The sequence below is a fragment of the Sphingomonas carotinifaciens genome (assembly GCF_009789535.1).
GTDB lineage: Bacteria > Pseudomonadota > Alphaproteobacteria > Sphingomonadales > Sphingomonadaceae > Sphingomonas > Sphingomonas carotinifaciens.
This window is the reverse complement of the sequence record NZ_WSUT01000005.1, coordinates 3,118,127-3,142,276: the sequence shown is the minus strand read 5'-3', so window position 1 is coordinate 3,142,276 and position 24,150 is coordinate 3,118,127. Positions and strand designations below refer to the sequence as shown.

At 67.4% G+C, this 24,150-nt stretch carries 28 protein-coding genes and 1 tRNA gene; 17 read left to right on the top strand and 12 right to left on the bottom strand.

Annotation, left to right across the window (positions count from 1 at the left end; all coding sequences use genetic code 11):
- Positions 1-142: 142 nt before the first annotated feature.
- From GQR91_RS16650 to GQR91_RS16635, 4 genes are all read right to left on the bottom strand, one after another.
- Complete coding sequence (locus tag GQR91_RS16650; protein ID WP_149680843.1) at positions 143-1,357, bottom strand: dihydroorotase; 1,215 nt, start codon at positions 1,355-1,357, stop codon at positions 143-145.
- On the bottom strand, positions 1,354-2,337 hold the full coding sequence (locus tag GQR91_RS16645) for an aspartate carbamoyltransferase catalytic subunit (protein ID WP_149680842.1): 984 nt from the start codon (positions 2,335-2,337) through the stop codon (positions 1,354-1,356). Before GQR91_RS16645 ends, GQR91_RS16650 begins: the two co-directional genes overlap by 4 nt.
- Before the next feature lie 65 nt (positions 2,338-2,402).
- Positions 2,403-2,861, bottom strand: coding sequence for a Holliday junction resolvase RuvX (gene ruvX, locus GQR91_RS16640; protein ID WP_149680841.1), 459 nt, complete (start codon positions 2,859-2,861; stop codon positions 2,403-2,405).
- A complete protein-coding gene (locus GQR91_RS16635) occupies positions 2,858-3,967 on the bottom strand; it encodes a DUF3089 domain-containing protein (RefSeq protein ID WP_149680840.1) in 1,110 nt (369 codons plus the stop codon). Before GQR91_RS16635 ends, ruvX begins: the two co-directional genes overlap by 4 nt.
- Before the next feature lie 140 nt (positions 3,968-4,107).
- Here GQR91_RS16635 and gatC point away from each other — a divergent pair, with 140 nt between their 5' ends.
- The 6 genes from gatC (at position 4,108) to GQR91_RS16605 (ending at position 10,225) form a co-directional block, all read left to right on the top strand.
- On the top strand, positions 4,108-4,410 hold the full coding sequence (gene gatC, locus GQR91_RS16630; protein WP_149680839.1) for an Asp-tRNA(Asn)/Glu-tRNA(Gln) amidotransferase subunit GatC: 303 nt from the start codon (positions 4,108-4,110) through the stop codon (positions 4,408-4,410).
- Positions 4,410-5,894 carry an Asp-tRNA(Asn)/Glu-tRNA(Gln) amidotransferase subunit GatA gene (gene gatA, locus GQR91_RS16625; RefSeq protein ID WP_149680838.1) on the top strand — a complete coding sequence of 495 codons (1,485 nt, stop codon included), beginning with the start codon at positions 4,410-4,412 and terminating at the stop codon, positions 5,892-5,894. The genes gatC and gatA overlap by 1 nt, the downstream gene beginning before the upstream one ends.
- Positions 5,895-6,130: 236 nt before the next feature.
- Positions 6,131-7,603: an Asp-tRNA(Asn)/Glu-tRNA(Gln) amidotransferase subunit GatB gene (gatB, locus tag GQR91_RS16620; protein WP_149680837.1), complete on the top strand. Its 1,473-nt coding sequence runs from the start codon at positions 6,131-6,133 to the stop codon at positions 7,601-7,603.
- 110 nt (positions 7,604-7,713) lie between these two features.
- Positions 7,714-8,442, top strand: a complete 729-nt coding sequence (locus GQR91_RS16615) for a hypothetical protein (RefSeq protein ID WP_235903829.1) — start codon at positions 7,714-7,716, stop codon at positions 8,440-8,442.
- Entirely contained in the window at positions 8,439-9,614 is a 1,176-nt protein-coding gene (locus tag GQR91_RS16610) for a M48 family metallopeptidase (RefSeq protein ID WP_149680836.1), read from the top strand. Before GQR91_RS16615 ends, GQR91_RS16610 begins: the two co-directional genes overlap by 4 nt.
- Positions 9,614-10,225 (top strand): hypothetical protein, encoded by a 612-nt coding sequence (locus GQR91_RS16605; RefSeq protein WP_149680835.1) that lies wholly within the window; start codon positions 9,614-9,616, stop codon positions 10,223-10,225. Before GQR91_RS16610 ends, GQR91_RS16605 begins: the two co-directional genes overlap by 1 nt.
- 526 nt (positions 10,226-10,751) lie before the next feature.
- On the opposite strand, the gene GQR91_RS16600 is transcribed toward GQR91_RS16605, so the two are convergent.
- Genes GQR91_RS16600 through GQR91_RS19175 form a run of 3 tightly spaced genes read right to left on the bottom strand, consistent with a single transcriptional unit; the run spans position 10,752 to position 11,351 of the window.
- The gene (locus GQR91_RS16600) at positions 10,752-11,000 is read right to left on the bottom strand and encodes a hypothetical protein (RefSeq protein WP_149680834.1); all 249 of its coding nucleotides are present in this window, start codon (positions 10,998-11,000) and stop codon (positions 10,752-10,754) included.
- A gap of 14 nt (positions 11,001-11,014) precedes the next feature.
- On the bottom strand, positions 11,015-11,185 hold the full coding sequence (locus GQR91_RS16595; protein WP_160146715.1) for a hypothetical protein: 171 nt from the start codon (positions 11,183-11,185) through the stop codon (positions 11,015-11,017).
- A 4-nt stretch (positions 11,186-11,189) separates the two neighbouring features.
- Positions 11,190-11,351, bottom strand: coding sequence for a hypothetical protein (locus GQR91_RS19175; RefSeq protein WP_162843965.1), 162 nt, complete (start codon positions 11,349-11,351; stop codon positions 11,190-11,192).
- 113 nt (positions 11,352-11,464) lie between these two features.
- Here GQR91_RS19175 and GQR91_RS16590 point away from each other — a divergent pair.
- From GQR91_RS16590 to GQR91_RS19170, 6 genes are all read left to right on the top strand, one after another.
- Positions 11,465-11,549 (top strand) — tRNA-Leu (locus tag GQR91_RS16590).
- 61 nt (positions 11,550-11,610) lie between these two features.
- A complete protein-coding gene (gene tig / locus GQR91_RS16585; RefSeq protein ID WP_149680833.1) occupies positions 11,611-13,287 on the top strand; it encodes a trigger factor in 1,677 nt (558 codons plus the stop codon).
- A 190-nt stretch (positions 13,288-13,477) separates the two neighbouring features.
- On the top strand, positions 13,478-14,416 hold the full coding sequence (locus GQR91_RS16580; RefSeq protein ID WP_149680832.1) for a glycosyltransferase family 2 protein: 939 nt from the start codon (positions 13,478-13,480) through the stop codon (positions 14,414-14,416).
- 55 nt (positions 14,417-14,471) lie between these two features.
- A complete protein-coding gene (locus tag GQR91_RS16575) occupies positions 14,472-15,158 on the top strand; it encodes an ATP-dependent Clp protease proteolytic subunit (protein WP_112381031.1) in 687 nt (228 codons plus the stop codon).
- A gap of 123 nt (positions 15,159-15,281) precedes the next feature.
- The gene (gene clpX, locus GQR91_RS16570) at positions 15,282-16,550 is read left to right on the top strand and encodes an ATP-dependent Clp protease ATP-binding subunit ClpX (protein ID WP_112381030.1); all 1,269 of its coding nucleotides are present in this window, start codon (positions 15,282-15,284) and stop codon (positions 16,548-16,550) included.
- A 204-nt stretch (positions 16,551-16,754) separates the two neighbouring features.
- On the top strand, positions 16,755-16,922 hold the full coding sequence (locus GQR91_RS19170; protein ID WP_162853738.1) for a hypothetical protein: 168 nt from the start codon (positions 16,755-16,757) through the stop codon (positions 16,920-16,922).
- Here GQR91_RS19170 and GQR91_RS16565 read toward each other — a convergent pair.
- A complete protein-coding gene (locus GQR91_RS16565) occupies positions 16,912-18,225 on the bottom strand; it encodes an MFS transporter (RefSeq protein WP_149680831.1) in 1,314 nt (437 codons plus the stop codon). The genes GQR91_RS19170 and GQR91_RS16565 overlap by 11 nt on opposite strands.
- A 147-nt stretch (positions 18,226-18,372) precedes the next feature.
- Between GQR91_RS16565 and pgsA the strand changes: the two genes are divergently transcribed.
- From pgsA to GQR91_RS16550, 3 genes are read left to right on the top strand one after another with little or no spacing between them, the layout of a single operon-like run.
- Positions 18,373-18,924 carry a CDP-diacylglycerol--glycerol-3-phosphate 3-phosphatidyltransferase gene (pgsA, locus tag GQR91_RS16560; RefSeq protein WP_149680830.1) on the top strand — a complete coding sequence of 184 codons (552 nt, stop codon included), beginning with the start codon at positions 18,373-18,375 and terminating at the stop codon, positions 18,922-18,924.
- Between the two features lie 5 nt (positions 18,925-18,929).
- Positions 18,930-19,187, top strand: a complete 258-nt coding sequence (moaD, locus tag GQR91_RS16555) for a molybdopterin converting factor subunit 1 (protein ID WP_149680829.1) — start codon at positions 18,930-18,932, stop codon at positions 19,185-19,187.
- The gene (locus GQR91_RS16550) at positions 19,184-19,636 is read left to right on the top strand and encodes a molybdenum cofactor biosynthesis protein MoaE (protein WP_149680828.1); all 453 of its coding nucleotides are present in this window, start codon (positions 19,184-19,186) and stop codon (positions 19,634-19,636) included. Before moaD ends, GQR91_RS16550 begins: the two co-directional genes overlap by 4 nt.
- Before the next feature lie 21 nt (positions 19,637-19,657).
- On the opposite strand, the gene GQR91_RS16545 is transcribed toward GQR91_RS16550, so the two are convergent.
- From GQR91_RS16545 to GQR91_RS16530, 4 genes are all read right to left on the bottom strand, one after another.
- Positions 19,658-20,320, bottom strand: a complete 663-nt coding sequence (locus GQR91_RS16545; RefSeq protein WP_112381026.1) for a fasciclin domain-containing protein — start codon at positions 20,318-20,320, stop codon at positions 19,658-19,660.
- 111 nt (positions 20,321-20,431) lie between these two features.
- Complete coding sequence (locus tag GQR91_RS16540; RefSeq protein WP_149680827.1) at positions 20,432-21,034, bottom strand: fasciclin domain-containing protein; 603 nt, start codon at positions 21,032-21,034, stop codon at positions 20,432-20,434.
- 125 nt (positions 21,035-21,159) lie between these two features.
- Complete coding sequence (locus GQR91_RS16535; RefSeq protein WP_149680826.1) at positions 21,160-22,062, bottom strand: hydrogen peroxide-inducible genes activator; 903 nt, start codon at positions 22,060-22,062, stop codon at positions 21,160-21,162.
- 72 nt (positions 22,063-22,134) lie between these two features.
- Positions 22,135-22,896, bottom strand: coding sequence for a sulfite exporter TauE/SafE family protein (locus tag GQR91_RS16530; protein WP_112381024.1), 762 nt, complete (start codon positions 22,894-22,896; stop codon positions 22,135-22,137).
- A 220-nt stretch (positions 22,897-23,116) separates the two neighbouring features.
- On the opposite strand from GQR91_RS16530, the gene epsC reads away from it, so the two are divergent.
- Positions 23,117-23,800 (top strand): serine O-acetyltransferase EpsC, encoded by a 684-nt coding sequence (gene epsC, locus GQR91_RS16525; protein WP_149680825.1) that lies wholly within the window; start codon positions 23,117-23,119, stop codon positions 23,798-23,800.
- Between the two features lie 16 nt (positions 23,801-23,816).
- Complete coding sequence (locus GQR91_RS16520; RefSeq protein WP_112381715.1) at positions 23,817-24,149, top strand: DUF2794 domain-containing protein; 333 nt, start codon at positions 23,817-23,819, stop codon at positions 24,147-24,149.
- Position 24,150 lies beyond the last annotated feature (1 nt).

Genomic DNA, 24,150 nt, shown 5'->3' with positions numbered 1-24,150 from the left:
GGGTGAGGGGTTGCCAAGCAGTGTTGCGCTGCTTGGCGGCCCCTCACCCAACCAGCATCAGGTCGGTCATGCCCCCGGCATGACCTGAACAGCGCGGGGCGCTGTTCACCTGATGCTCCCCGGAGGGGAGAGGGCTTTTTGTTTAGGCGATCTCTCGCCCGGCCTTCCATAGCCTGAGCGCCTTGCCCTGTACGGGGAGGCCGTCGAACGGGGTGTTGCCCGCAGACGCGAAGCGGTCGCCGAGGATCTGCCACGGCGCGCCGGCGTCGAACAGCAGCAGGTCGGCGGGCTTGCCCGGCTCCAGCGTGCCGGTATCGAGCCCCAGGATGCGGGCCGGGTTCGTCGCCAGCTTCTCGAACAGTTTAGCCAAGCTCAGCCGCTCGTCGCGGACCAGCATCAGTGCCAGCGGCAGCAGCGTTTCCGCACCCGCCATGCCGGGCGCGGCGTCGACGAAGGGCAGGCGCTTTTCCTCCGGCCCATGGGGGTCGTGGCCCGAGGCGATGACGTCGATCGTGCCGTCCGCCACCGCGGCAAGTGCGGCCTGACGATCGCTTTCGCTGCGCAAAGGTGGTGACAGGCGCGCGAAGGTGCGGAAATCCGTCGTCGCGATGTCGGACAGGTGCAGGTGGGCGGGCGTGATGCCGCAGGTGACGCGCACGCCGCGGCGCTTGGCGGCGCGGACGAGGTCGAAGCCGGCGGCGGTCGTCACCTGGCGGATGTGCAGGCGGGCGCCGGTTTCCTCGGCAAGCATCAGGTCGCGGGCGATGGCGAGCGCCTCGGCGATGGCGGGGGCGGCGGGCAGGCCGAGGCGGGTGGCGGTTTCGCCCTCCGTCGCGACCGCGCCCGCCGCGAGGCCGCCATCCTCGGCATGGGTGATGACCGCGAGATCGAGGTCGTGCGCATAGGCGAGGACCCGGTGCATCACCCCGGCGTCCGCGATCCAGCCGCGCCCGGTGCCGACCGCGCGCGCGCCGGCCGAGGCGCAGATCGCCATTTCGGCCATGTCGGTGCCGGCGAGCCCGCGGGTGGCGGCGGCAATGGGGTGGATCCACAGATCGGGCTTGCCGATCAGCGCGGCGCGCTGGACGATGCCGGGATCGTCGAGCACGGGCGACTGGTCGGGCATCAGGCCGACGCGGACGATGCCGCCGGCGCGGGCGGCGGCGCGGTCGACCTTGAAGATGCCGAGGTCGATCAGGCCAGGGGCGAGCGTCTTGCCCGCGCAGTCGATGACGGTCGCGTCGGCGGGCGCGTCGCCGGTGCCGAGGATGGTGCCGTCCTGCACCAGAAGCGTGGCGCGCTGCTCGCCGCGGACGGGGCAGACCAGGGCGGCGTTGGTGAAGGCGGTGACGGTCATGCCCAGCCCTCCACGCCGCGCGCCCTTCGCGTCAGGACATCCAGGCAGGCCATGCGGACGGCGACGCCCATCGCCACCTGTTCGGTGATCGCCGATTGCGGGCCGTCCGCCACCTCCGAATCGATCTCCACCCCGCGGTTCATCGGGCCGGGATGCATGACCAGCGCATCGGGCTTGGCGCGCTTCAGCCGTTCCGGCGTGAGGCCGTAGCGCAGGCGATATTCGCGGGTGGAGGGGATATAGCCGCCGCCCATGCGCTCATTCTGGACGCGCAGCATCATGACCACGTCGGCATCCTCGATCGCACGGTCGAAATCGGTGAAGGGGGTCACGAACATCCGGTCGATCGCGGCGGGCATGAGGGTGGAGGGCGCGCAGACGCGGACCTCTGCGGCAAGTGCGGTGAGGGCGAGGATGTCGGAGCGGGCGACGCGGCTGTGCAGGATATCGCCACAGATGACGACCCGCTGGCCGGCGACATCGCCTTTGGCGCGGCGGATGGTCAGCATGTCGAGCAGCGCCTGGGTCGGGTGTTCGTGGCGGCCGTCGCCAGCGTTCAGCACCGGGCAGTCGACCTTGTCGGCGATCAGGCGGACCGCGCCGCTCGCCATGTGGCGGATGACGATCACGTCGGCGCGCATGGCGTTGAGCGTCTGCGCGGTGTCGATCAGGGTTTCGCCCTTCTTCACGCTCGATTGCGCGGCGTGCATGTTGACGACATCGGCGCCCAGCCGCTTGCCGGCGATTTCGAACGACAGCAGCGTGCGGGTGGAATTCTCGAAAAAGGCGTTGATCTGTGTGAGCCCGGCGAGCCGCGTGTCGGGCACGTCGCGCGTTCCCCGGCCGATCCACTGCTCGGCTTCGTCGAGCAGGAAGCTGATCTCGTGGGGCTGAAGCCCCTCGATCCCGGTCAGGTGCCGGTGCGGGAACACGGCGCCGCCCGGTAGGACGGCGGCGGGGCGGTGGTCGGAGGTCTGCATCAAAGCCGCCGGGTAGCGAGCGGGCGGGGTGGGGGCAAGAGGGGAGAGGGGAGAGGGGGTTGGGCCTACGCCATGGTCAGGGCGTCGATCGCGGCTTGCAGGATATGGGCGGCGGCGAAGTTGTCGATCTTCTCGGCGCGTTTGGCGCGGCTCATGTCCTGTTCGATCATGAAGCGTTCGACCGCGACGGTGGACCAGCGTTCGTCCCAGAGCAGGACGGGCCCCAGATCCTCACAATTGCGGGCAAAGGCGCGGGTGGATTGCGAGCGGGGGCTTTCCGAACCGTCGAGATTGAGGGGGAGGCCGATGACGAGCCCCCTGACCGACTGCTTGCCGATCAGGTCGGCGAGCAGCGCCTTGTCCTGCGCGAATTTGGTGCGGCGGACGAGGGTGGCGGGGCTGGCAAAGGTCCAGCCGGCGTCGCACAGCGCGGTGCCGATCGTCTTGGTGCCGACGTCGAGGCCGAGCAGGCGGCCGCCGGTGGGAAGCGCCTCGCGAAAGACGTTGCGGTCGAGCGTGATCACCGTGCGAACGCCGCCAGCCGGCGGTTCGCATCCGCGCGGACATTGGCCCAGAACAGGCTGTAGTCGTAGACATGGTAGTTGTTGCCGGGCAGCACATAGGGGCCGACATTGGGGCCGTCGCCGATCAGCAGGAAACCGCGATCGCCGCAGCGGGCGGCAACGCGGTTCGGCAGCAGGTCGGCGGTCTTGAGATCGGGCGAGGGGTAGAGCGTGCCGAGATTGGCGGTGGCGGGTGCCTGCACGTTCGGGGTGCCGGTCAGCGGGTTGGTGCACAGCATCGGCGTGTCGCGGCGCGGGGCGCCGTTGAAGCCCTGCGTCTGATCATACACGTCGAGGATCAGCGATGGGTCCGCCGGCTCGGCAAAGGTCTGCCACGAGAGGATGCAGCCGGTCTGGTCCGCCGTCCCGCAGGCGGGCAGGCCCATGCGCGGCAGATCGGTGGTGACGGAGACGGGCCAGCCGACCACATAGGCGGCGACGATACGGCGGGCGAGGGCGGGGTTGCCCGCCACCCGATCGCGCAGCAGCCGGGTCAGGTGGAGCGCGCCCTGGCTGTGCCCGGCGAGGATGATCGGGCGATCCGGGCCGATCGTGTCCAGAAACGAATCGAACGCCGCGTCGATGTCGCCATAAGCGAGCGCCAGCGCCCGTTCGGCATCCGCCACGCTGGTCAGGAAGGCGCCGAACGTCGCCTGGCGATAGCGCGGCGCCCAGACATCGCCCGCCGCGTTGAACGCGCTGGCCTGGCCGCGCAGGAACAGCGCGGTGCGCTCGTTGGTCTCCGCATCGTCCAGCGGCGCGTTCCAGCTCGCCTTGCTGATATAGGAGGTCGGGTGGATGAAGAAGATCGCGGCCCCCGTGCCGGTCTTGCCCGGCGTGTGGCCGGCGGGCGTCCATTGTGCCGGATTGTTCGGGAGTTCGGGACGCGCGAGCCACAAGGCGGTGCGATCGTAGAGCGACGGCGGGGCCGCCGGCTGTGCCCGGAACGATTCGCCGGGCACCGTCGACCAGCGCAGCAACTGGTTGCCGAACAACCGGTAGGCGAAGGTCGCGGCTATCGCGAGCACGGTGAGGCCCGCGACGACATAAAGGAATTTGCGGGCCACATCATATCTCCGTTGTGCAGTGCAGCAATAGCATCGCCGCCGCAACCGCCAACTCCGTGCCGTAGCGTTGCGCAGGTTGCAATCGGCGTCACGTGGCAAAAGCGTTGCGCGCGGAGTGGCGGCATTGTAGCCGCAGGGGCATGTCCGTAGATACTGCAACCGTGAAACGGATCGCGAGCCTGGCGCGCATCGCGATCACCGACGAGGATGCCAGCCGCCTGGCGCCCGAACTGGGCAACATTCTGGGCTGGATCGAGCAACTGGGCGAGGTCGACACCAATGGGGTCGAGCCGATGACCGCGGTGATCCCCAATACGCTGCGCCTGCGCGACGACGTGGTGAACGCCGATCCGCTGACCGGCGGCGACCTACGCGACGCGCTGATGGCCGGCGCGCCCCAGGCCGAACATGGCTTCTTCACGGTGCCCAAGGTGATCGAATAATGAGCGACGTGACCAATCTGGGCATTGCCGGCATCCGCGACGGCTTCCGCGCCGGCGACTTCTCCGCACGCGAGGTGGCCGAGGCCTTCAACGCGAAGGTGGCGGCTGCCAAGGCGCTGAACGCGTTCCTGGTGGAAACACCCGACCATGCGCTGGCCGCCGCCGACGCCGCCGACAAGGCGCGTGCGGCGGGCGAAGCGTCCAAGCCGCTGGCCGGCGTGCCGATCGGCATGAAGGACCTGTTCTGCACCAAGGGCGTGGCGACCACCGCGGCGAGCCACATCCTGGAAGGCTTCGTGCCGCCCTATGAGTCCACCATCTCGCAGAAGCTGTGGGATGCGGGCGCGGGCATGCTCGGCAAGCTGAACATGGACCAGTTCGCCATGGGTTCGTCCAACGAGACCAGCGCGTTCGGCAACGTCATTTCGCCATGGCGGCGGAGCGACGGCGGCAATGCCGCGCTGGCGCCGGGCGGATCTTCTGGCGGATCGTCCTCGGCGGTCGCGGCGCGGCTGTGCCCGGGTGCGACGGGGACGGACACCGGCGGGTCGATCCGCCAGCCGGCTGCCTTTACCGGCATTTCGGGCATCAAGCCGACCTATGGCCGCTGTTCGCGCTGGGGCACGATCGCCTTTGCCTCCTCGCTCGACCAGGCGGGACCGATGGCGCAGGACGTGCGCGACTGCGCGATCATGCTGGAGGCGATGGCGGGTTTCGACGCCAAGGACGCGACGTCGCTGCAACTGGACGTGCCGAACTGGGAAGCAGGGCTGAACGCGGACCTGAAGGGCAAGCGGGTCGGCGTGCCGCGCGAATACCGGGTCGAGAACATGCCGGCCGAGATCGAGGCGCTGTGGAGCCAAGGTATCGACTGGCTGCGCGATGCAGGCGCCGAGATCGTCGAGGTTTCGCTGCCGCATACGAAGTACGCGCTGCCGGCCTATTACATCATCGCCCCGGCCGAGGCCTCGTCCAACCTCGCGCGCTATGATGGCGTTCGCTATGGCCTGCGCGACCTGCCCGAAGGGGCGGGGTTGCAGGACATGTATGCCGCGACGCGGGCCGACGGCTTCGGCCCGGAGGTGAAGCGCCGCATCATGATCGGCACCTATGTGCTGTCCGCCGGCTTCTACGACGCTTATTACACGCAGGCGCAAAAGGTGCGGGCGCTGATCGCGCGCGATTTCGAGCGGGCGTTCGAGCAGTGCGACGTGCTGTTGACCCCGACCGCGCCGTCCGCGGCGTTCGCGTTGGGCGAGAAGCAGGCCGATCCGATCGCGATGTACCTGAACGACGTCTTCACCGTGCCCGCCAGCCTTGCCGGCCTGCCGGCGATGAGCGTCCCGGGTGGGCTGGATGCGAGCGGTCTGCCGCTGGGCCTGCAGATCATCGGCAAGCCGCTGGACGAGCAGGGCGTGTTGAACGCCAGCCTGGCGATCGAGCAGCGCGCGGGCTTCACCGCGCGGCCCGAGGCCTGGTGGTAGGCCTTGGACGCAGCCGATCTTCTTGAGGCTTGTCTCGAGTTGGTCGGCTGTGTTGTCGAGGCCGCGGGGAATCGTCGTGAACGGGATGACGATGCCCCGGCCCGGCGGCGAAGTGCGGCTGTGTTGAAGAATATGGGGTCGTCGGTCGGGCCCCGTTTGCATGTGTGGAGCAAAGGTCGCCGCGGTGAAGACCTGGCCGGTACCAAGCGCTCCGACGGATTTGGGCAGGAAGCGAAATGACGGAATCAACCTACCGCATCCAGGGTGCCACCGGCGAGTGGGAGGTCGTGATCGGCCTGGAGGTGCACGCGCAGGTGACGAGCCAGGCGAAGCTCTTTTCGGGCGCGGCGACCGCGTTCGGGGCGGAACCCAATACGCAGGTGTCGCTGATCGACGCGGCGATGCCCGGCATGCTGCCGGTGCCGAACCGCGAGTGCATCCGCCAAGCGGTGCGCACCGGCATGGCGATCGATGCGCAGATCAACCGCTGGTCGCGGTTCGACCGCAAGAATTATTTCTATGCCGATCTGCCACAGGGCTACCAGATCAGCCAGCTCTATCACCCGCTGGTCGGCGAGGGGGCGATCGAGATCGCGCTGGACGAGAAGGACCCCGAAGGCTCGGTCAAGTCGATCGGCGTCGAGCGCATCCATGTCGAGCAGGATGCGGGCAAGCTGATGCATGACCAGCATCCGACGCGTTCCTATGTCGACCTCAACCGATCGGGCGTGGCGCTGATGGAGATCGTCAGCCGGCCGGACATGCGGTCGCCGGCGGAAGCGGGGGCTTATTTGCGCAAGCTGCGCGCGATCCTGCGCTATGTGGGTTCCTGCGACGGCAACATGGAAGAAGGCTCGATGCGCGCCGACGTGAACGTCAGCGTGCGCAAAGTCGGCGATGAACTGGGCACGCGGACCGAGACGAAGAACGTCAATTCGGTGCGCTTCGTGATGGCCGCGATCGAATATGAGGCCAAGCGCCAGGTCTCCGTGCTGGAGGATGGCGGCAGGATCGTCCAGGAAACGCGGCTGTTCAACGTCGAGAGCGGCACGACGCGGTCGATGCGGTCGAAGGAAGATGCGCATGATTACCGCTATTTCCCCGATCCCGACCTGCTTCCGCTGGAGCTGGACGAGGCGTTTCTGGAGGAGTGTCGCGCCAGCCTGCCCGAATTGCCCGACGCCAAGCGCAAGCGGTATGAGGGCCTGGGGATCAGCGCCTATGCCGCCAATGTGCTGACCGCCGAGGTGGAGGCAGCGCGCTGGTTCGATGCGCTGCTGGAGACGGGTGCCAAGCCGGTGCCGGCGGCGAACTGGGTGACGTCGGAACTGTTCGGGGCGCTGAACCGGACGGGGAAGGGGATCGAGAACAGTCCGGTGAGCGTGGACCAGGCGGCCGAGCTGCTGGCGCTGGTGGCGGACGGGACGCTGTCGGGCAGTCTGGCCAAGCAGGTGTTCGAGGTGATGCTGGAGACCGGCGACGGCGCGGCCAGAATCGTGGAGGAGCGCGGGCTGAAGCAGACCAGCGACACCGGTGCGATCGAGGCGGTGATCGCGGGCGTGCTGGAGAAGAACCCCAACCAGCTGGGGCAATATCGCGGCGGCAAGGAGGCGCTGTTCGGCTTCTTCGTTGGGCAGACGATGAAGGCGATGGGCGGCAAGGCGAACCCGGCCGTGGTCAACGACCTGCTGAAAAAGGCGCTCGGCTGAGGCTCGGGGGCGGGCGGGCAGCTTGTAAGAAGCTGCGCTTGCCCGCCTCGGCCACCCCGGATTAGGTTTCGTGCGGCTCGTGACGCGGGCCGGAACCGGGGGGTTTTAGCATGTCATCGCGCTGGTTCGCTGCGTTTGCGGCGATGCTTCTCGTCCTGCCGGCAATGGCGGACGCCAAGATCCGCTTCGACCGCAACTTCCGCTTCGACGGTGGCAAGCCGGTGCGGATCATCGTCTTCCGGCCGGACGTGAAGGTGGGGGCGATGGGCGCGGGCGGGGTCGAGGAGGCGAATGCCGACTGGACTGCAGCGGCACGCGACAAGCTGGTCGCCCAGGTCAAGGCGAACCAGCAGGCAGCCGGCAACGAAGCGGTGTTCCTGGCCGAGCAGGACGGCGAGGCGGGGCAGCTGATCGCGGAATATCAGGCGCTGTTCCGCACGGTGGCGGGCGCCATCGTCCAGCACAAGATGAACCCGGCGGCGAGCCTGCCGACCAAGAAGGACCGGTTCGACTGGACGCTGGGCGAAGGCGCAGCGCGGCTGGGGACGATCGGCGGCGGGGACTATGCATTGTTCCTGTCGACGCACGACGCCTATGGCACGGCCGGGCGCAAGGCGTTGCAGATCTTCGCCGCGCTGGCGGTGGGGGCGTTGGTGCAGGCAGGCGTGCACGAAAGCTATGCCGCGCTGGTCGACCTGAAGACCGGCAACATCGTATGGTTCAACGTCGATCCGGGATCGGGCGGTGACGTGCGCACCGACGAGGGCGCGGCCAAGCGGGTCGGGCAGTTGCTGGCCGAGTTTCCGACGGCGCAAGGGCGGCAGGTCGCGGCGAAATGATCGCGCAGGTGCTGGCGGCGCTGGCGCTGCTGGCCACAGGGCCGGCGCAGGGTGGTGCCGCGCAGGCTGGGCCGGGTGCGGGGATCGGCATGGGCTACCAGCCGGCGGACAAGGACGAGCGCGGGCTGTGGATGGAGGTGAACGAGCTGGAGCGCCGGTTCCGGACCAGCGCCTTCGTCATCCGCGATCCGGCGCTCAACGCCTATGTGCGCGGCGTATTCTGCCGGATGGTGGACGCGGCCGCATGCCAGGGGGTGCGCATCTATCTGGTGCGCACTGCGGATTTCAACGCATCGATGGCGCCGACCGGCATGATAATGGTCAATACCGGCCTGTTGCTGCGCGTGCGCAACGAGGCGCAGCTGGCCGCGGTGCTGGGTCATGAATATGCGCATTTCACGCGGCGGCATTCGCTGCGCAACCTGCGCGACATGCGGGGCAAGGCCAATGCGCTGGCGTGGCTGTCGGTGCTGCCGGTGCCGGGGCTGGCGGGCGCGGCGGCGATGGGCGCGGTGCAGTTCGGGCTGATCGGCGCGATCTTCCATTTCTCGCGCGCGATGGAGAGCGAGGCGGACGCGGGATCGGTGCCGTTGATGGTCAAGGCCGGCTATGACCCGCGCGAGGCGGAGAAAGTGTGGGAGCAGTTGCGCGCCGAGCAGGACGCGACCGCCGCGGCACGCCACACCCGCAGCCGCAAGAACGACAATGGCGGGCTGTTCGCCACGCATCCCCCCAGTGCGGAGCGGATCGCGGCCCTGCACGCGCTGGCGGCCGGCGGGACCGGCGAGGACGGGCGCGCGGCGTACAGCGCCGCACTGGCGCCGTGGTGGCCGCAACTGGTGGACGATCAGGTGAAGCTGAACGACACGGGTGCGACCGACTTCCTGTTGACCGCGCTGGCCCATGACGGGTGGACGGCCGACCTGCTCTATGCGCGGGGCGAATTGTACCGCGCGCGGGGGCAGGCGGCGGATCTGGGTCAGGCGGCGGGTTTCTATCGCGAGGCGATCGCCCTGCCGGGTGCGCCGGCCGAGGCGTGGCGCGGGGCGGGGCTGGTGGCGCTGCGCACCGGGCGGGCGGACGAGGGGCGCGCGGCGCTGGCGGAATATCTGCGGCGCAAGCCCGATGCGACGGACAAGGCGATGATCGGCATGATGGCGGAGGGGTTGTGATGCGCAGGGTACAGGGATGGGCGGTGGCGGCCGCGCTGATGATGGCCAGTCCGGCGCTGGCCTATAAGCTGGTGCCGCACGGCGTCCGCGTCGCGGTGGCGAAGTCGGCGCTGACGGTGCAGCCGCCGATCGACTGGAACCGGATGCAGTCACGCCCCGGCCGCAATGCGGAAGCCTGGACGCTGGACGGCATGCCGCTGAACGAGGTGACGTTCTATGGCGGCATTGCGGACGGCCAGACGCTGTTTCGCGAAGTGGACAAGAAGCGCACGCCGTTGCCGCGGTTCGGTGCGACGATGCTGGCGTCGGATGTCGTGCAGTTGTTCGAGAGCAGCTACCGGCTGGCGGGCGGCTCCGCGCTGTTCAGCGTGGACGATGTGGCGCCGGCGACCTTTGCGGGGCGGAAAGGCTTCCGCTTCGCCTATAGCTTCACGCTGAAGGATGAGGAGGTGAAGCGCCGCGGCGAGGCGATGGGGGCGATCGTGGACGGACGGCTGTATCTGATCAGCTTCGAGGCACCGGCGATCCATTATTATGAGCGGAACCTGGCCGATTATCGTGCGCTGGCCGGTACGGCGCAGTTGCCGGGTGCCAGCGTGAAGGTGTCGTGAGCGGGGTCCTATAAGATTGGCACTGGTTCGAGCACGTCCGGTCGCCCTCACCCTTCGCCGCCTTCGGCGTCTTTTCCCTCTCCCGGCGGGAGAGGGAGGGAGCGGTGATGCCGCGGACAGGGTGAGGGCGAACAGGGCGATCGAAAAGCGACTCGCGGGGCTCGATGGATGACCGTTGGAAATGTTTCCAATCGTCGAGGCAACCGGGATGACGCGTTGTACGCAGCGCCTCGACCATAGTCCGCTCGGCGGAAATGGAGCAGGGCGACGTCACCTCAATCCGTTCGTGTCGAGTAGAGATCGAGTAGCTCCGCAGGAGCGTATCGAGAGTCGTATCGAGACAGTGCTACACGGGGCGACGTGTCTCTCGATACGTCGTCTCGATACGCGGCTACGCCGCTACTCGACGACTACTCGAGACGAACGGGGGAGGGATCAATAGGATGTCATCCAACTTCAAGTCGAAATCCAGAGGTTGGAGGCTGTGCTTCGACCTCGCTCAGCACGAACGAAGACAATAACGGGCTTATTGCTGCGTCAGGTCCTGGTTCTTCACGACGCCGCCGGTGCCGCTGTTGCCGTCGAATGCGCCTGCATCGGTGAAGGTGCCGGGTTCGTCGCCGCCCTCGCCGCGCTCGACCGCGTCCGAGCGGGCCTCGACGGCCTGTTCGATGTCGCTGCGCGCGTCATCGTCCTGCGCGGCGGGTGGGCTGTCCGGATGCGTGTCCGGGCGATCTTCGGGAAGGCTGTCGGGATTCGGTTCGGGATCGTTCATGACTGTTCCTTGTTTCAGCGGCTCGTACCGGCAAGACCGCCGGTCTCGGCGCGCATCGCGTCTGTGCCGCCGATGTCGTCGGTGTCGCCGGGCTTGCGGGCGCCGACATCGCTGGCCGTTGCGCCCTCCTCGGGGGTGAGGGGCTGCGGCGGTAGCGGGTCCTGGCCTTGCTCGTCCTGAGCCATGCGATCAGATTTCCGCAGGCTGGCCGGTGCCCGGATCGCCCGACGGGGTGCCGGGGGAGGGCTGGTCGAAATCCGGGCCGGGGGGCGCGATTTCGGGGGGCGGGGCGTCGGGCTGTGCCGGCTGGGTGGGCTGCGGCGGAACCTCGGTCGGGGGCTGCGTGGCCATCAATTCTCTCCTTGGTACGATGGGCAAACGCGCGGGCGCGGCGCGGGTTGCCTGTTCCTCTTGCTCCGCCATGCCATGCTGATATAGACGCGCGCCCATCGGCAGTGTCCTGTGCGGGCGTGGCGGAACTGGTAGACGCGCTGGATTTAGGTTCCAGTATCGTAAGATGTGGGGGTTCGAGTCCCTTCGCCCGCACCAGTCCCGCCGCCCGGCGGGACGGAAAGCCGTCAAGAAATTTCTCCAGATTGAAGGCCTTAGGATGCAGACTGTCGAGACGCTGAACGAGGGGCTGAAGCGCGCCTACACGCTCACCATCACCACCCAGGACATCGACACCAAGGTCGATGCCGAGCTGAAGCGCCTCGCCCCGCAAATCCGCATGCCCGGCTTCCGCCCCGGCAAGGTGCCCGCGAACCTCGTGCGCAAGATGCACGGCCCGGCGCTGCAGCAGGACGCGCTGAACGCGGCGGTGCAGGAAGGCATCCAGTCGCTGATCGCCGACAAGGGCCTGCGCCCCGCGATGCAGCCGCAGGTGGAGCTGGGCGAGGGGTATGAGCCGGGCAAGGATGCGACGCTGACCGTGACGATGGAAGTGCTGCCGCAGGTGCCGGCGCCCGCCATCGACGGCCTGAAGCTGGAGCGTCTGACCGTGCCGGTCGCCGATGCGTCGATCGACGAGCAGCTGAAGAAGTTCGCCGAGCAGCAGAAGCGCTGGGACGATGCCGGCGACAAGGCGGCCGAGCAGGGCGACCTGGTCACCGTCGACTTCGTCGGCAAGACCGCCGACGGCGTCGCCTTCGAGGGCGGCACCGGCACCGATATGGGCGTCGAGATCGGCTCCGGGCGTCTGATCCCCGGTTTCGAGGACCAGATCGTCGGCGTGAAGGCGGGCGAGGAGAAGCAGATCTCCGTCACCTTCCCCGAGGACTATCCCGCCAAGGAACTGGCCGGTCAGCCGGCGACCTTCGACCTGGTCATCAAGTCGGTGAAGACCGCCGGCGAGGCGACCGTCGACGACGAGATGGCCAAGAATCTGGGCCTGGAGGGTCTGGACCAGCTTCGCGAGCTGCTGAAGGGGCAGATCGAGCAGGAGCATAACGGCCTGACGCGCACCTACATGAAGCGCAAGCTGCTCGACCAGCTGGCCGAGGGGCATGACTTCGAAGTGCCGCCGTCGATGGTCGAGGCCGAGTTCTCGCAGATCTGGGCGCAGCTCGAGCATGAAGCGACGCACGAAGCCGATCCGGAAAAGGCCAAGGCCGAGATGGAAGGCGAGCGCGACGATTATCGCAAGATCGCCGAGCGCCGTGTGCGCCTGGGCCTGCTGCTGTCCGAGATCGGCCAGGCAAACGGCGTCGAAGTGACGTCGCAGGAAATGAACCGCCTGATCGCGCAGGCCGCGCAGCAGTATGGCGCGGAAGACCGCCAGCGCTTCATCCAGTACATCCAGCAGGAGCCGATGGCGGCAGCCCAGCTCCGCGCGCCGTTGTACGAGGACAAGGTCGTCGACTTCCTGTTCGGCAAGGCCGAGATCACCGACCGCGAAACCACGCGCGAGGAACTGGAAGCGGCGATCGAGAGCGAGGACGGCTTCGCGACCGGCACGCACATCCACAACCATGATCACGATCACGACCATCATGACCATGGCCACGATCATGACCATGCGCATGGCCATGACCATGATCACGGCACGCCGGTGGCCGAGACCGAAGTGACCGGCGACGCGGAAGACGCGCCCAAGCCGAAGGCCGCCAAGAAGAAGGCTGCGCCCAAGGACGAGACGCCGGCCGCCGAGGGTGAGCCCGCGGCGAAGAAGCCGCGCGCCAAGAAGGCCGCTGCCGCCGAGGGTGAGGCAACGGACGCCGAGGAAGGCGCCGAGGCCGCCCCGAAGAAGCCGCGCGCCAAGAAGGCTGCACCGAAGACCGAGGCGTAAGGTCTTGATGGGTGCCCGTCCTGATCGACGGGCACCGCAGACGCCCTCATCCTTCCGGCGCTGTCGCGCCTCCCTCCCTCTCCCGATGGGAGAGGGAAGGGGCCCAACGCCGAGGGCGGTGGGAAGGGTGAGGGTGATCCGGCCCGACCATCGGCCGCCGGCTTCCTGACCTTCCAGACAGGCGCCCGCCATGTCCGCCGCTTTGCCCCGTATCGCCGTCCTGCTCCCGTGCTACAACGAGGAAGCCGCCATCGCGCAGACGGTTGCCGGGTTCCGCGCCGCGTTGCCGGATGCCGCGATCTACGTTTATGACAACAACTCGTCCGATCGCACCACGCAAGTGGCCGCGGCGGCGGGGGCGATCGTCCGGCGCGAGCGGATCCAGGGCAAGGGCGCGGTGGTCCGGCGCATGTTCGCCGATGTCGATGCCGACATCTATGTGATGGCGGACGGCGATGCGACCTATGACGCCACCTCCGCACCGGCGCTGGTCGCGCGGCTGGTGGACGAGCAGCTGGACATGATCGTCGGCCAGCGGGTCAGCGAGGCGGAACTCGCCTATCGCCGCGGCCACCGCTTCGGCAATGCGATGCTGACCGGCATGCTGGCGCGGCTGTTCGGGCGCAGCTTTTCGGATATCCTGTCGGGATACCGGGTGTTTTCGCGCCGGTTCGTCAAAAGCTTCCCCGTGCTGTCGGTCGGGTTCGAGATCGAGACGGAGATCAGCGTCCATGCACTGGAGCTGAAGATGCCGTGCGCGGAGGTGGCGACGCCCTATTTCGCACGGCCCGAGGGGTCGGCGTCGAAACTGAGCACCTATGGCGATGGCTGGCGCATCCTGCGCACGATCCTGAAGCTGTACCGGATCGAGCGGCCGATGTGGTTCTTCGGCGCGATCGGGGCGCTGCTGGCGGCGGTCGCCGTGCTGCTCGCGGTGCCACTGATGTTGACCTATCTGCAGACGCATCAGGTGCCGCGTTTCCCGACCGCGATCCTGTCGACCGGCCTCATGCTGCTGGCGGCGCTGAACCTGTTCGCGGGGCTGATCCTGGACACGGTGGTGCGCGGACGGCTGGAGGTCCGGCGGCTGGCCTATCTGTCCCATCCGGCACCGTCTGCCGGGGCTTGAACTCCGCTCGCGGTCACGCGACATAGGGGGCCTTCAGGGCATCAGAGAGAGTTTCATGCACAATCCGTTCGAGACCGGCGATTTCGCAAGCCCGCTGGCGCAGGCCGGCGTCGGTCTTCGGCAGACCCAGGCCGGTCTGGTGCCGATCGTCATCGAGCAGTCCAACCGTGGCGAGCGTTCGTTCGACATCTTCTCGCGCCTGCTGCGCGAGCGTATCGTGTTCGTGACCGGCGGTGTTGAGGACGGCATGGCCTCGCTCATCACCGCGCAGCTTCTCTTCCTCGAGTCCGAGAACCCGAAGAAGGACATCTTTATGTACATCAACTCGCCGGGCGGTGTCGTCACGGCGGGCATGGCGATCCACGACACGATGCAGTATATCCGTCCGCGCGTCGGCACGGTGTGCATCGGGCAGGCGGCGTCGATGGGCAGCTTCCTGCTGTCGGCGGGCGAGCCGGGCATGCGCGTCGCGCTGACCAATGCGCGGATCATGATCCACCAGCCGTCGGGCGGCGCACAGGGCATGGCGTCGGACATCGAGATCCAGGCCAAGGAAATCCTGCGCATCCGCCAGCGGATGAACGAGCTATACGCCAAATATACCGGTCAGCCGATCGACGAAATCGAGCGCCGCATGGACCGCGACACCTTCCTGTCGTCGGACGAGGCGAAGAATTTTGGCCTGATCGACGAGGTGTTCGACAAGCGGCCGGTGCCGAGCGAGGACGCCGCCGCGGCATAAGGCGAAACGGGATGAGCCGTTCTGTGTAAACGGCTTATTTCGATTGTGCGTTTACCGGGGTGCGATACGATGGGCACCCCACCAACGGAGCGCATCCGCCGGGCGGATGCGAGAGGTGATTGAATGACGAAACTGAGCGGTGGCGACTCGAAGAGCACCCTCTATTGCTCGTTCTGCGGCAAGTCGCAGCACGAGGTGCGCAAGCTGATCGCCGGACCGACGGTTTTCATCTGCGACGAATGCGTGGAACTGTGCAACGACATCATCCGCGAGGAAACGAAGTCGGCGCTGGTATCCAAGAAGGACGGCGGCGTGCCGACCCCGCAGGAAATCTGCAACGTGCTCGACGACTATGTCATCGGGCAGAAGCAGGCCAAGCGCGTGCTGTCGGTGGCGGTGCACAACCACTACAAGCGGCTGAACCACGGCGCTAAGGGTGCGGACGTCGAACTCGCCAAGTCGAACATCCTGCTCGTCGGCCCCACCGGCTGCGGCAAGACGCTGCTGGCGCAGACGCTGGCCCGTATCCTGGACGTGCCGTTCACGATGGCGGACGCGACCACGCTGACCGAGGCCGGCTATGTCGGTGAGGATGTCGAGAACATCATCCTGAAGCTGCTTCAGGCGTCGGACTACAACGTCGAGCGCGCGCAGCGCGGCATCGTCTATATCGACGAGATCGACAAGATCAGCCGCAAGGCCGAGAACCCGTCGATCACGCGCGACGTGAGCGGCGAGGGCGTGCAGCAGGCGCTGCTGAAGCTGATGGAGGGCACGACCGCCAGCGTTCCGCCGCAGGGTGGCCGCAAGCATCCGCAGCAGGAATTCCTGCAGGTCGACACGACGAACATCCTGTTCATCTGTGGCGGTGCGTTCTCGGGGCTGGAAAAGATCATCGGCGACCGCTTGCAGGGCAAGTCGATCGGCTTCGGGGCCTATGTTGCGGCGCCCGAGGAGAAGCGCACCGGCGAAGTGCTTCGCCAGACCGAGCCGGAGGATCTGCTGAAGTTCGGCCTGATCCCGGAATTCGTCGGCCGTCTGCCCGTCATCGCGACGCTGGAAGACCTGGACGTCGACGCGCTGGTCAAGATCCTGTCCGAGCCGAAGAACGCGCTGGTGAAGCAGTACCAGAAGCTGTTCGAGATGGAGGAGGTGGAGCTGGACTTCACCGACGACGCGCTGGTCACGGTCGCCAAGAAGGCAATCGAGCGCAAGACCGGTGCCCGCGGCCTCCGCTCGATCCTGGAGGCGATCCTGCTCGACACCATGTTCGACCTGCCGGGCATGGACGGCGTGGACGAGGTGATGATCGACAAGGATGTGATCGAGGGCCGCAAGGAACCGATCCGCGTCTATGCCGAGAAGAAGCAGAAGGATGGTGCCGCCGCCTGAGGGTGACGGCGCCAACCTTCTGGACGATCAGGAAAAGCGGCTCGCAAGGGCCGCTTTTTTTGTGCGCGGATGCCAGGTGTCGAAGCAAGCGGCACGACCAGCGGCCTGCCTTATTGATGCCGTGTTTCGGAACGGGACAGCGGGGCTGAAGCCGGCCCATTTTGGGTGGATCGCAAAAGGTAAACGCCACGTTAACGTTTGGCTATGACCAGACGTCTCGTTCTTACCAATGAAGCCGCCGGCCACCCGTTTCGGCGCAGTCTGCCGCCGCCACCACGCGCGCGGCGTGCGCGCAACGACGACAGCGACTGGCGGCTGTTCGCGCTGAGCTTCGCGGCGTTCTTTACCTGCTTCTACAGCTTCATTTTCTGACGGCCGCGCACGGCTCGTCACAGGCGCGGTGCAGCTTGTAGGCGAGCCAGGCAGAGACGAGGCACATTGCCGCGACCACGAACAACATGTCCTGCGGCGTCACGCCGAAGGAGGAAATGCCCAGCACCACCGCGGACCCTATCGTCATCGCGGCGCAGTTGACGATATTGTTGGCCGCCACGGTGCGTGCGGTCTGATCCTTCTCCACGGTCGTGGTCAGGAAGGCGTAGAGCGGCACTACGAACATGCCGCCGAAGACCGCGATGGCGAGCAGGGCGAGCAGGATGCCGATCGCGCGCGGTTCGTGCAGGAAGGTGAGCCAAGTGTAGAGGGTGCCGGCCGGTGCGGGTGTCCAGTGGCGGCTGAGCAGCGAGAACAGCACCACGCTGGCCCCCATCGCGATCACCGAGGCGGGCGCATAGCGGGCCGAAATCTCACCCTTCAGCAGCGTGTTGATGACCACGGACCCGATCGCGACGCCGACCGAGAAGGTGGCGATGGCAAGGCTGGCAACCTCCTTGTCGGCGGTCAGCACGTTCTTCACCAGCGGCGGGAAGATGATGATGAGCATCGAGCCGATGCTCCAGAAGAAGCTGATCGCGATGATCGCGAGGAACAGGCGGCGGATATGCAGCGTCGCCGCGATCAGCCGCCACGAGGCGGTGAAGGGGTTGTAATTGACCTTGAGCGGCGGCCCCGCGCGCGGGGCGGGGGGGACCATGCGGCCGGTGACCCAGCCGAGCGCGGCGACCGCCAGCACGGCGATGCCGGCGCCCTCCACCGAAATCCAGCCGGCGGTGACGGTGCCGAGGAGGATGGCGAGATAGGTTCCCGCCTCCACCAGACCGGTGCCGCCCAACACGTCGTCGGTGCCCAGATGCTGGGGCAGGATGGCGTATTTGATTGGCCCGAAAAAGGTGGAATGGACACCCAGCGCCAGCACGGTGCCGAGCATCAGCGCGAGCCCGGCACTGGTATAGCCCGCCTGCGCGATGAACAGCCCGGTGGCACCCACGGCCATGATCGCGATCTCCGCGGTCTTTACCAGGCGGATGATGCGCGCCTTGTCATGGCTGTCCGCCAATTGCCCGGACAGGGCGGAGAGCAGCACGAACGGCACGATCGACAGGCCGGTGGCCAGCGCGTTGAAATTGGCTTCCTGATGCGCGTCGTTGAAGATCGTGTAGGTGGCGAACAGCACCATCGACGTCTTGAACAGATTGTCGTTGAAGGCGCCGAGGAACTGGGTGACGAACAGCGGCAGGAAGCGCCGCCGCGTAAGGAGCCCGAGGGCATTGAGCATAATGAACGATAGCCCGATCGTGGCAGAAGGATGCCGATACCCATAGCCGAGCCGGGGGCGGGACGCCAACCGCTTATGAACATCGGTGAAGGTTCGCTTCCCGGGAAAAGGGTTTGTCCGGGGCGGAAGGGTGGTTAGAAGACGGGGATGCTCACGCTGCCCAACCTGCTGACGCTTTCGCGGATCGTGGCCGTGCCGCTTCTGGTCGGCCTGTTGTGGTGGCCGCACTGGACGCCCGGTTACGGCATCGCCTTCGCGCTCTACTGCCTGATGGGGATCACCGATTATTTCGACGGCTATCTGGCGCGCGCGCATGGTGCGGTGTCGAAGCTCGGCATCTTTCTCGATCCGATCGCCGACAAGATCATGGTGGCTGCGGTCATCCTGGTGCTGGTCGGCACGCATGACATTGCGGGCATCGATGTCGTCGCGGCGCTGATCATCCTGCTGCGCGAGATCGCGGTGTCGGGGCTGCGCGAATTTCTGGCCCAGTTGCAGGTTTCGGTGCCGGTCTCGCGACTGGCCAAGTGGAAGACGACGCTGCAACTGGTGGCGCTGGGCGGCCTGATCCTGGGCGGGGCGCTGCCGGGCTGGCCATGGGTAAAGGATGTCGGGCTGGCGTCGCTATGGCTGGCGGCGGCGCTGACGCTGGTGACGGGGTGGGATTACCTGCGCGTCGGCCTGAAGCACATGGATTGACCGCGATGCCCATTCACATGCTGTATTTCGCCTGGGTGCGCGAGCGCATCGGGGTGACCGAGGAACGGGTGACGCCGCCGGACGATGTTCGCGACGTCGCCGGGCTGATCGCGTGGCTGGCCGGGCGCAGCGACGGTCACGCCGAAGCCTTTGCCGAGCCGGCGCGACTGCGTGCGGCGGTGGATCAGGATTTCGTGGCGCTGGATGCGCCGATCGCCGGGGCGCGCGAGATTGCGGTGTTTCCGCCGGTGACGGGCGGATGATCCGGATCGTGGTGAGCCCGGCGCCGATCGACCTGCCGAGCGAGATCGCAGCGGCCGAGGCGGGGGGCGCCGGGGCGGTGGCGACCTTTACCGGGCTGGTGCGCGCCGATGACGGCGTCGATTGCCTGGAGCTGGAGCATTATCCGGGGGCGACGGAGGCGGCGCTCACGCGGGTGGCGGAGCAGGCGGTGGAGCGCTGGTCGTTGCAGGGGGCGACGATCGTGCACAGGGTGGGGCCGATGCGGCCGGGAGAGCGGATCGTGTTCGTCGCGGCGGCAGCACCGCATCGGGGCGATGCGCTGGCGGCCTGCGCCTATCTGATCGACCGGTTGAAGACCGATGCGCCGTTCTGGAAGCGCGAAACCCGCGGGGGTACCGCATCCTGGGTCGAGGCGCGGGAGAGCGACACGGCGGCGGCCGCACGGTGGAGTGCGACCGGGGCGGGGTGATCCGCCCCGGTTCGCCCCGGATCAGCCGATCTTGGGGATGCTGATGCCGTTGGTCAGGTGTGCGACACCGTTGGTGGCGCGCACGTCGGCCTGATCGACATAGGCCTTCTGGCCGTTCACGTCGGTCAGCATGATGTTGCCATTGGGGCCGATCTGCGCGGTGAGCGGCTGTCCGGCGAGCGTGGTGAGCGTCGCGGTGCCGCCGCCGGCGGTGATCTGCTGCTTCAACTGGTCGGCGGTCAGGGCGCCCGAGACGACGTGATATTTGATGATGGTTTCCAGCGCGGCCTTGTTCTCCGGCTTGGACAGCGTGTCGAGCGCGCCGGCGGGCATGCGGCTGAACGCCTCGTCGCTGGGCGCGAAGACGGTGAAGGGGCCGGGGCCGGCGAGCTGTGCGTCGAGGCCGGCGGTCTTGACGAGGCGGGCGAGGGTGGCGCGGCCGGGGAGCGTGGACAGGGCCTGGGCCAGCGTGGTGGTGGGCGCAGCGGTCGCGGCACCGGTCGCGGGCGCGGCCGGGGCGGTGCCCGTGGCGGGCGTCGCCGGAGCGGTCTGCGCAGGGGTCGTCGTCTGGGCCGGGTTGGTCGTCGCCGGCGCGGTCGGGGCAGGTGCCGTGGTCTGCGCGGTGGCGCCGGTGGCGAGCATCAGCGAGGCGGCGATTGCGGTCGAGGAAAGACGGACGTTCATCAACAGGGTCTCCCGTGGTTGTGCGGTGCAGCGTGCATCACGCCGCACCGGCGTGTAAAATTTAGAGGCCATGCCGCGCGGCGGACCGAGCCGCCGGCGGGGCGGGTGCCATCACCCCAGATTGGGGACGAGCACGCCGTTCACGACATGGACCAATCCGTTGGACTGTCGCGCATCCGCGACTTCGACATAGCTTTTGTTACCGTTCACGTCGGTCAGGGTGATGACCGACTGCGTCATGGTCGCGGTGAGCGGGTCGCCCGCCAGCGTGGCGAGCGTCGCCGTGCCGCCGCCGGCGTTGATGCGGGCGGTCAGTTCCTGCGCGGTCAGGTAGCCGGCGACGATATGGTAGCGCAGCAGCCTGGCGAGCGAGGCGCGGTTGGCGGGAAGCAGCAGCTGGTCCTGCACGCCCGGTGCCAGACGCGCAAAGGCGGCATCATTGGGCGCAAAGACGGTGAACGGGCCGGGCCCGGCCAGCGTCGCGGTCAACTCCGCGGTCCGCAGCACAGTGGCAAGCGTGGAAAGCGCGGGGGCCGCGGCAACGTTGTCGGCGATGGTGCGCGTCGGAGTCATGGTCGCGCCCCCGACGACGGGATTGGTCGGGGCGGTGACCGGCGCCGTGTCCGTTGCCGGGGTATCGGACGGCGCCACCGGCTTGTCCCGATCCTTGCCACATGCCGCCAGCGACATGGCCAGACCAAGAAGGGGAAGCATCAGGACGCGCAAATGTCGATCTCCAGCGATGTCGCATGACGAACATGCAACCAATGTGGAGATAAGACGAAGATGACGGAGTTTGGTTGCAGAACCGAAACATGGACGGCCCCGCAACGGCGGGATCAATAGGCGTCGGCAAGCACCTGTGCGAGCAGGCGGAAGTCCTTTTCGCGCGGAGACGCGCGGCGCCAGACCAGCGCGATGCTGCGCACCGCATTGGCGGCATCGAGCGGGCGGGCCGAGATGCTGGTGTTGTTCAGGATGCCGGCGCGCACCGCCATTTCGGGCAGCATCGTCATGCCAAGGCCGTTGTCGACCATCTGGACGATGGTGTGGAGCGAGGTGCCGAGCATCGTCGCCTCCGCGCGGATTTCCGGCCGGTTGCAGGCGGCAAGGGCATGGTCCTTGAGACAATGACCATCCTCCAGCAGCAGGAGGCGCGTCTCGTCGATCGCGGACACGGGGATGCGCGGCGTGGGCCGGTCGATGTCGATCGCCTGGAATGCGACAAACAACGGGTCCTCGAACAGGATCTGGCTGGTCACTTCGCCACACGAATAGGGGAGGGCGAGCAGGACGCAATCGGTGCGGCCGTTATGCAGCCCTTCGCAGGCGGGGCCGCTGGGTTCCTCCCGCAGGAACAGCTTCAGGTCGGGATATTGCTCGCGCAGCTGGGGCAGGATGCGGGGCAGCATAAAGGGCGCGATGGTCGGGATCACCGACATGCGCATCTCGCCCGACAGCGGTCGACCGGCGGCGCGGGCCATGTCGCCAAGCTCCTCGGCCTCGCGCAGGACGCGGCGGGCCTTTTCCGTGATCCGCTCGCCCAGCGAGGTGAAGCGGACGACGCGGCGGGTGCGCTCCACCAGGGTGACGCCGATCAGCGTTTCCAGCTCGCGCAGGCCCGCCGACAGGGTGGACTGGGTAACGTAGCACGCCTCCGCCGCACGGCCGAAATGACCATGGTCCTTCAGCGCGACCAGATATTGCAACTGTTTGAGCGTGGGGAGGTAGGTGGCGGCCATGGGAAAGCCAGATACCCGGTTCGTCGGGCGATGCCAGCCGCTTTCGTGGCTGGCGCGCGCGGAGGGGGGCGATCAGGCGAGGGCGCGGTAGAGGCCGTAGATGCTGGTAAGGGTGAGGATCGTGCCGACAAGGGCGAGCAGCGTCTTGGCGGGTACGCGCTTGGCGAGGAGCGCGCCGAAGGGGGCGGCGACGACACCGCCGATCAGCAGGCCGATCGTGGCGAGGGTGAAGGCGGCGAAGCCCAGTTGGGTGATGAAGGTGATCGAGATGGTGAGCGTCAGGAAGAACTCGGCGGTGTTGACCGTGCCGATGGTGGTGCGCGGCGTCGCGCCCTGCACCAGCAGGTTCGAGGTGACGACCGGCCCCCAGCCGCCGCCGCCCGCCGCATCCAGGAAGCCGCCGACCAGACCCAGCGGCTCGACCACCTTGGGCTCCTTGTTGTGCGGCGGATAGTGGAAGGCGCGGACGAGGAGATAGACGCCGATCAGCGTCAGATAGCCCAGGATGAACGGCTTCACCGTGCCGGCATCGATGTTGGACAGGACATAGGCGCCCAGCGCGCCGCCGATGACGCCCGGAATCATCAGGCGCAGGAACAGCTTCCAGTTCACGTTGCGGTGAAGCGCATGGCTGATCCCGGAAACGGCGGTGGTGAAGGTTTCGACTGTATGGACCCCGGCCGAGGCGGCGGCGGGTGGCACGCCAAGGCTGAGAAGCAGCGTGTTCGAGATGACGCCGAACGCCATGCCCAAGGCTCCATCAACGACTTGCGCGGCAAAACCGACGGCGATGAAGGGCAGGATGTCGATCAGGTTCACGCTCGTCGGGTCCATTGATGATCCTTGTCCTGTCGCGGTGCTACCGCCTTTGGCCTACAGCAAGAGCGAACGCCTACAACAAAGATAGACTTTAGCGCCATGCTCGTCGGGAAAGGTTGGCAGGGGGGAACGGCCGGAGGGAGAACGGTCGTCGGGCGGGCAATATCCGGCGAAAGTCTGGATTTCGGGCGTGCAGGTGCATAGATGCGGGATACCCCGATGCAAGGATCCGCGTATGCCGAGCCGTTTGGTGGCTTATCTCGATTCGATCCGGTCGCGCGATCCGGCCCCGCATTCGCGCGCAGAAGTGCTGACCTATCCCGGCGTCTGGGCGCTGGCGGGACACAAGGTCGCGCACCGGCTGTACAAGTCGCGGCTGTTCTTCCTGGCGCGGTGCGTGAACCACATGACCCGGTTCCTGACCGCGATCGACATCCATCCCGGAGCGACGATCGGTCGCAACTTCTTTATCGATCACGGCTTCGTGGTGATCGGCGAGACGGCACAGATCGGCGACGACGTCACCATCTACCAGTGTGTCACGCTGGGCGGCACCAGCCCGGACAATGGCGTGGCGGGCAAACGGCATCCGACGCTGCTCGACGGGGCGATCATCGGGTCGGGCGCGCAGGTGCTGGGGCCGATCACGGTCGGGCGGCGGGCGCGGGTGGGCGCCAATGCGGTCGTCACCAGGGATGTGCCCGAGGGGGCGGTAATGGTCGGCATCCCGGCGCGCGCGACGATGGTGGAGGGTGGCGCCGCGCCCGAGCCGCGCTTCGTGCCCTATGGCACGCCCTGTTCGGACATGTTCGACCCGCAGACGCAGAAGGTCGAGATGCTGCGCTGCGAACTGGAGACGATGCGTCGGCGGCTGGATACGCTGCTTGCCGAGCAGGATGAACGGCGCGACCGGGCCTGATGGGAAGCTGGGCCTGATGGGGGTCGTACCCTTTCCCCGCGCACCGTTGCAGGTCGGGTTCGACCGCCTGGAGCTGACGCGCATCCTGGACCTGTATGGCCGCATGGTCGCGGCGGGGCATTGGCGTGACTATGCGATGGATTTCCACCGCGACGTGGCGACCTTTTCCGCCTTTCGCCGCGCGGCCGAGCGGCCGGAGTTCCGGATCGAGAAGCGCCCCGCCCTGCGCCAGCGCCAGGGCATGTGGGCGCTGATCGGCGAGGGCGGGGCGGTGCTGAAGCGCGGGCATGAACTGGGCCCGGTACTGGCGCCGGTCGAGCGCCGGCTGATGAAGCTGGTGGAGGAATAGG

What these genes read in the sequence shown, in the direction of transcription:
- GQR91_RS16650 (WP_149680843.1), bottom strand. Translation starts at nt 1,357, where the DNA reads ATGACCGTCACCGCCTTCACCAACGCCGCCCTGGTCTGCCCCGTCCGC.
- GQR91_RS16645 (WP_149680842.1), bottom strand. Translation starts at nt 2,337, where the DNA reads ATGCAGACCTCCGACCACCGCCCCGCCGCCGTCCTACCGGGCGGCGCC.
- gatC (WP_149680839.1), top strand. Translation starts at nt 4,108, where the DNA reads ATGTCCGTAGATACTGCAACCGTGAAACGGATCGCGAGCCTGGCGCGC.
- gatA (WP_149680838.1), top strand. Translation starts at nt 4,410, where the DNA reads ATGAGCGACGTGACCAATCTGGGCATTGCCGGCATCCGCGACGGCTTC.
- gatB (WP_149680837.1), top strand. Translation starts at nt 6,131, where the DNA reads ATGACGGAATCAACCTACCGCATCCAGGGTGCCACCGGCGAGTGGGAG.
- GQR91_RS16615 (WP_235903829.1), top strand. Translation starts at nt 7,714, where the DNA reads ATGTCATCGCGCTGGTTCGCTGCGTTTGCGGCGATGCTTCTCGTCCTG.
- GQR91_RS16610 (WP_149680836.1), top strand. Translation starts at nt 8,439, where the DNA reads ATGATCGCGCAGGTGCTGGCGGCGCTGGCGCTGCTGGCCACAGGGCCG.
- GQR91_RS16605 (WP_149680835.1), top strand. Translation starts at nt 9,614, where the DNA reads ATGCGCAGGGTACAGGGATGGGCGGTGGCGGCCGCGCTGATGATGGCC.
- GQR91_RS16600 (WP_149680834.1), bottom strand. Translation starts at nt 11,000, where the DNA reads ATGAACGATCCCGAACCGAATCCCGACAGCCTTCCCGAAGATCGCCCG.
- GQR91_RS16595 (WP_160146715.1), bottom strand. Translation starts at nt 11,185, where the DNA reads ATGGCTCAGGACGAGCAAGGCCAGGACCCGCTACCGCCGCAGCCCCTC.
- GQR91_RS19175 (WP_162843965.1), bottom strand. Translation starts at nt 11,351, where the DNA reads ATGGCCACGCAGCCCCCGACCGAGGTTCCGCCGCAGCCCACCCAGCCG.
- tig (WP_149680833.1), top strand. Translation starts at nt 11,611, where the DNA reads ATGCAGACTGTCGAGACGCTGAACGAGGGGCTGAAGCGCGCCTACACG.
- GQR91_RS16580 (WP_149680832.1), top strand. Translation starts at nt 13,478, where the DNA reads ATGTCCGCCGCTTTGCCCCGTATCGCCGTCCTGCTCCCGTGCTACAAC.
- GQR91_RS16575 (WP_112381031.1), top strand. Translation starts at nt 14,472, where the DNA reads ATGCACAATCCGTTCGAGACCGGCGATTTCGCAAGCCCGCTGGCGCAG.
- clpX (WP_112381030.1), top strand. Translation starts at nt 15,282, where the DNA reads ATGACGAAACTGAGCGGTGGCGACTCGAAGAGCACCCTCTATTGCTCG.
- GQR91_RS19170 (WP_162853738.1), top strand. Translation starts at nt 16,755, where the DNA reads ATGACCAGACGTCTCGTTCTTACCAATGAAGCCGCCGGCCACCCGTTT.
- GQR91_RS16565 (WP_149680831.1), bottom strand. Translation starts at nt 18,225, where the DNA reads ATGCTCAATGCCCTCGGGCTCCTTACGCGGCGGCGCTTCCTGCCGCTG.
- pgsA (WP_149680830.1), top strand. Translation starts at nt 18,373, where the DNA reads ATGCTCACGCTGCCCAACCTGCTGACGCTTTCGCGGATCGTGGCCGTG.
- moaD (WP_149680829.1), top strand. Translation starts at nt 18,930, where the DNA reads ATGCCCATTCACATGCTGTATTTCGCCTGGGTGCGCGAGCGCATCGGG.
- GQR91_RS16550 (WP_149680828.1), top strand. Translation starts at nt 19,184, where the DNA reads ATGATCCGGATCGTGGTGAGCCCGGCGCCGATCGACCTGCCGAGCGAG.
- GQR91_RS16545 (WP_112381026.1), bottom strand. Translation starts at nt 20,320, where the DNA reads ATGAACGTCCGTCTTTCCTCGACCGCAATCGCCGCCTCGCTGATGCTC.
- GQR91_RS16540 (WP_149680827.1), bottom strand. Translation starts at nt 21,034, where the DNA reads ATGCTTCCCCTTCTTGGTCTGGCCATGTCGCTGGCGGCATGTGGCAAG.
- GQR91_RS16535 (WP_149680826.1), bottom strand. Translation starts at nt 22,062, where the DNA reads ATGGCCGCCACCTACCTCCCCACGCTCAAACAGTTGCAATATCTGGTC.
- GQR91_RS16530 (WP_112381024.1), bottom strand. Translation starts at nt 22,896, where the DNA reads ATGGACCCGACGAGCGTGAACCTGATCGACATCCTGCCCTTCATCGCC.
- epsC (WP_149680825.1), top strand. Translation starts at nt 23,117, where the DNA reads ATGCCGAGCCGTTTGGTGGCTTATCTCGATTCGATCCGGTCGCGCGAT.
- GQR91_RS16520 (WP_112381715.1), top strand. Translation starts at nt 23,817, where the DNA reads ATGGGGGTCGTACCCTTTCCCCGCGCACCGTTGCAGGTCGGGTTCGAC.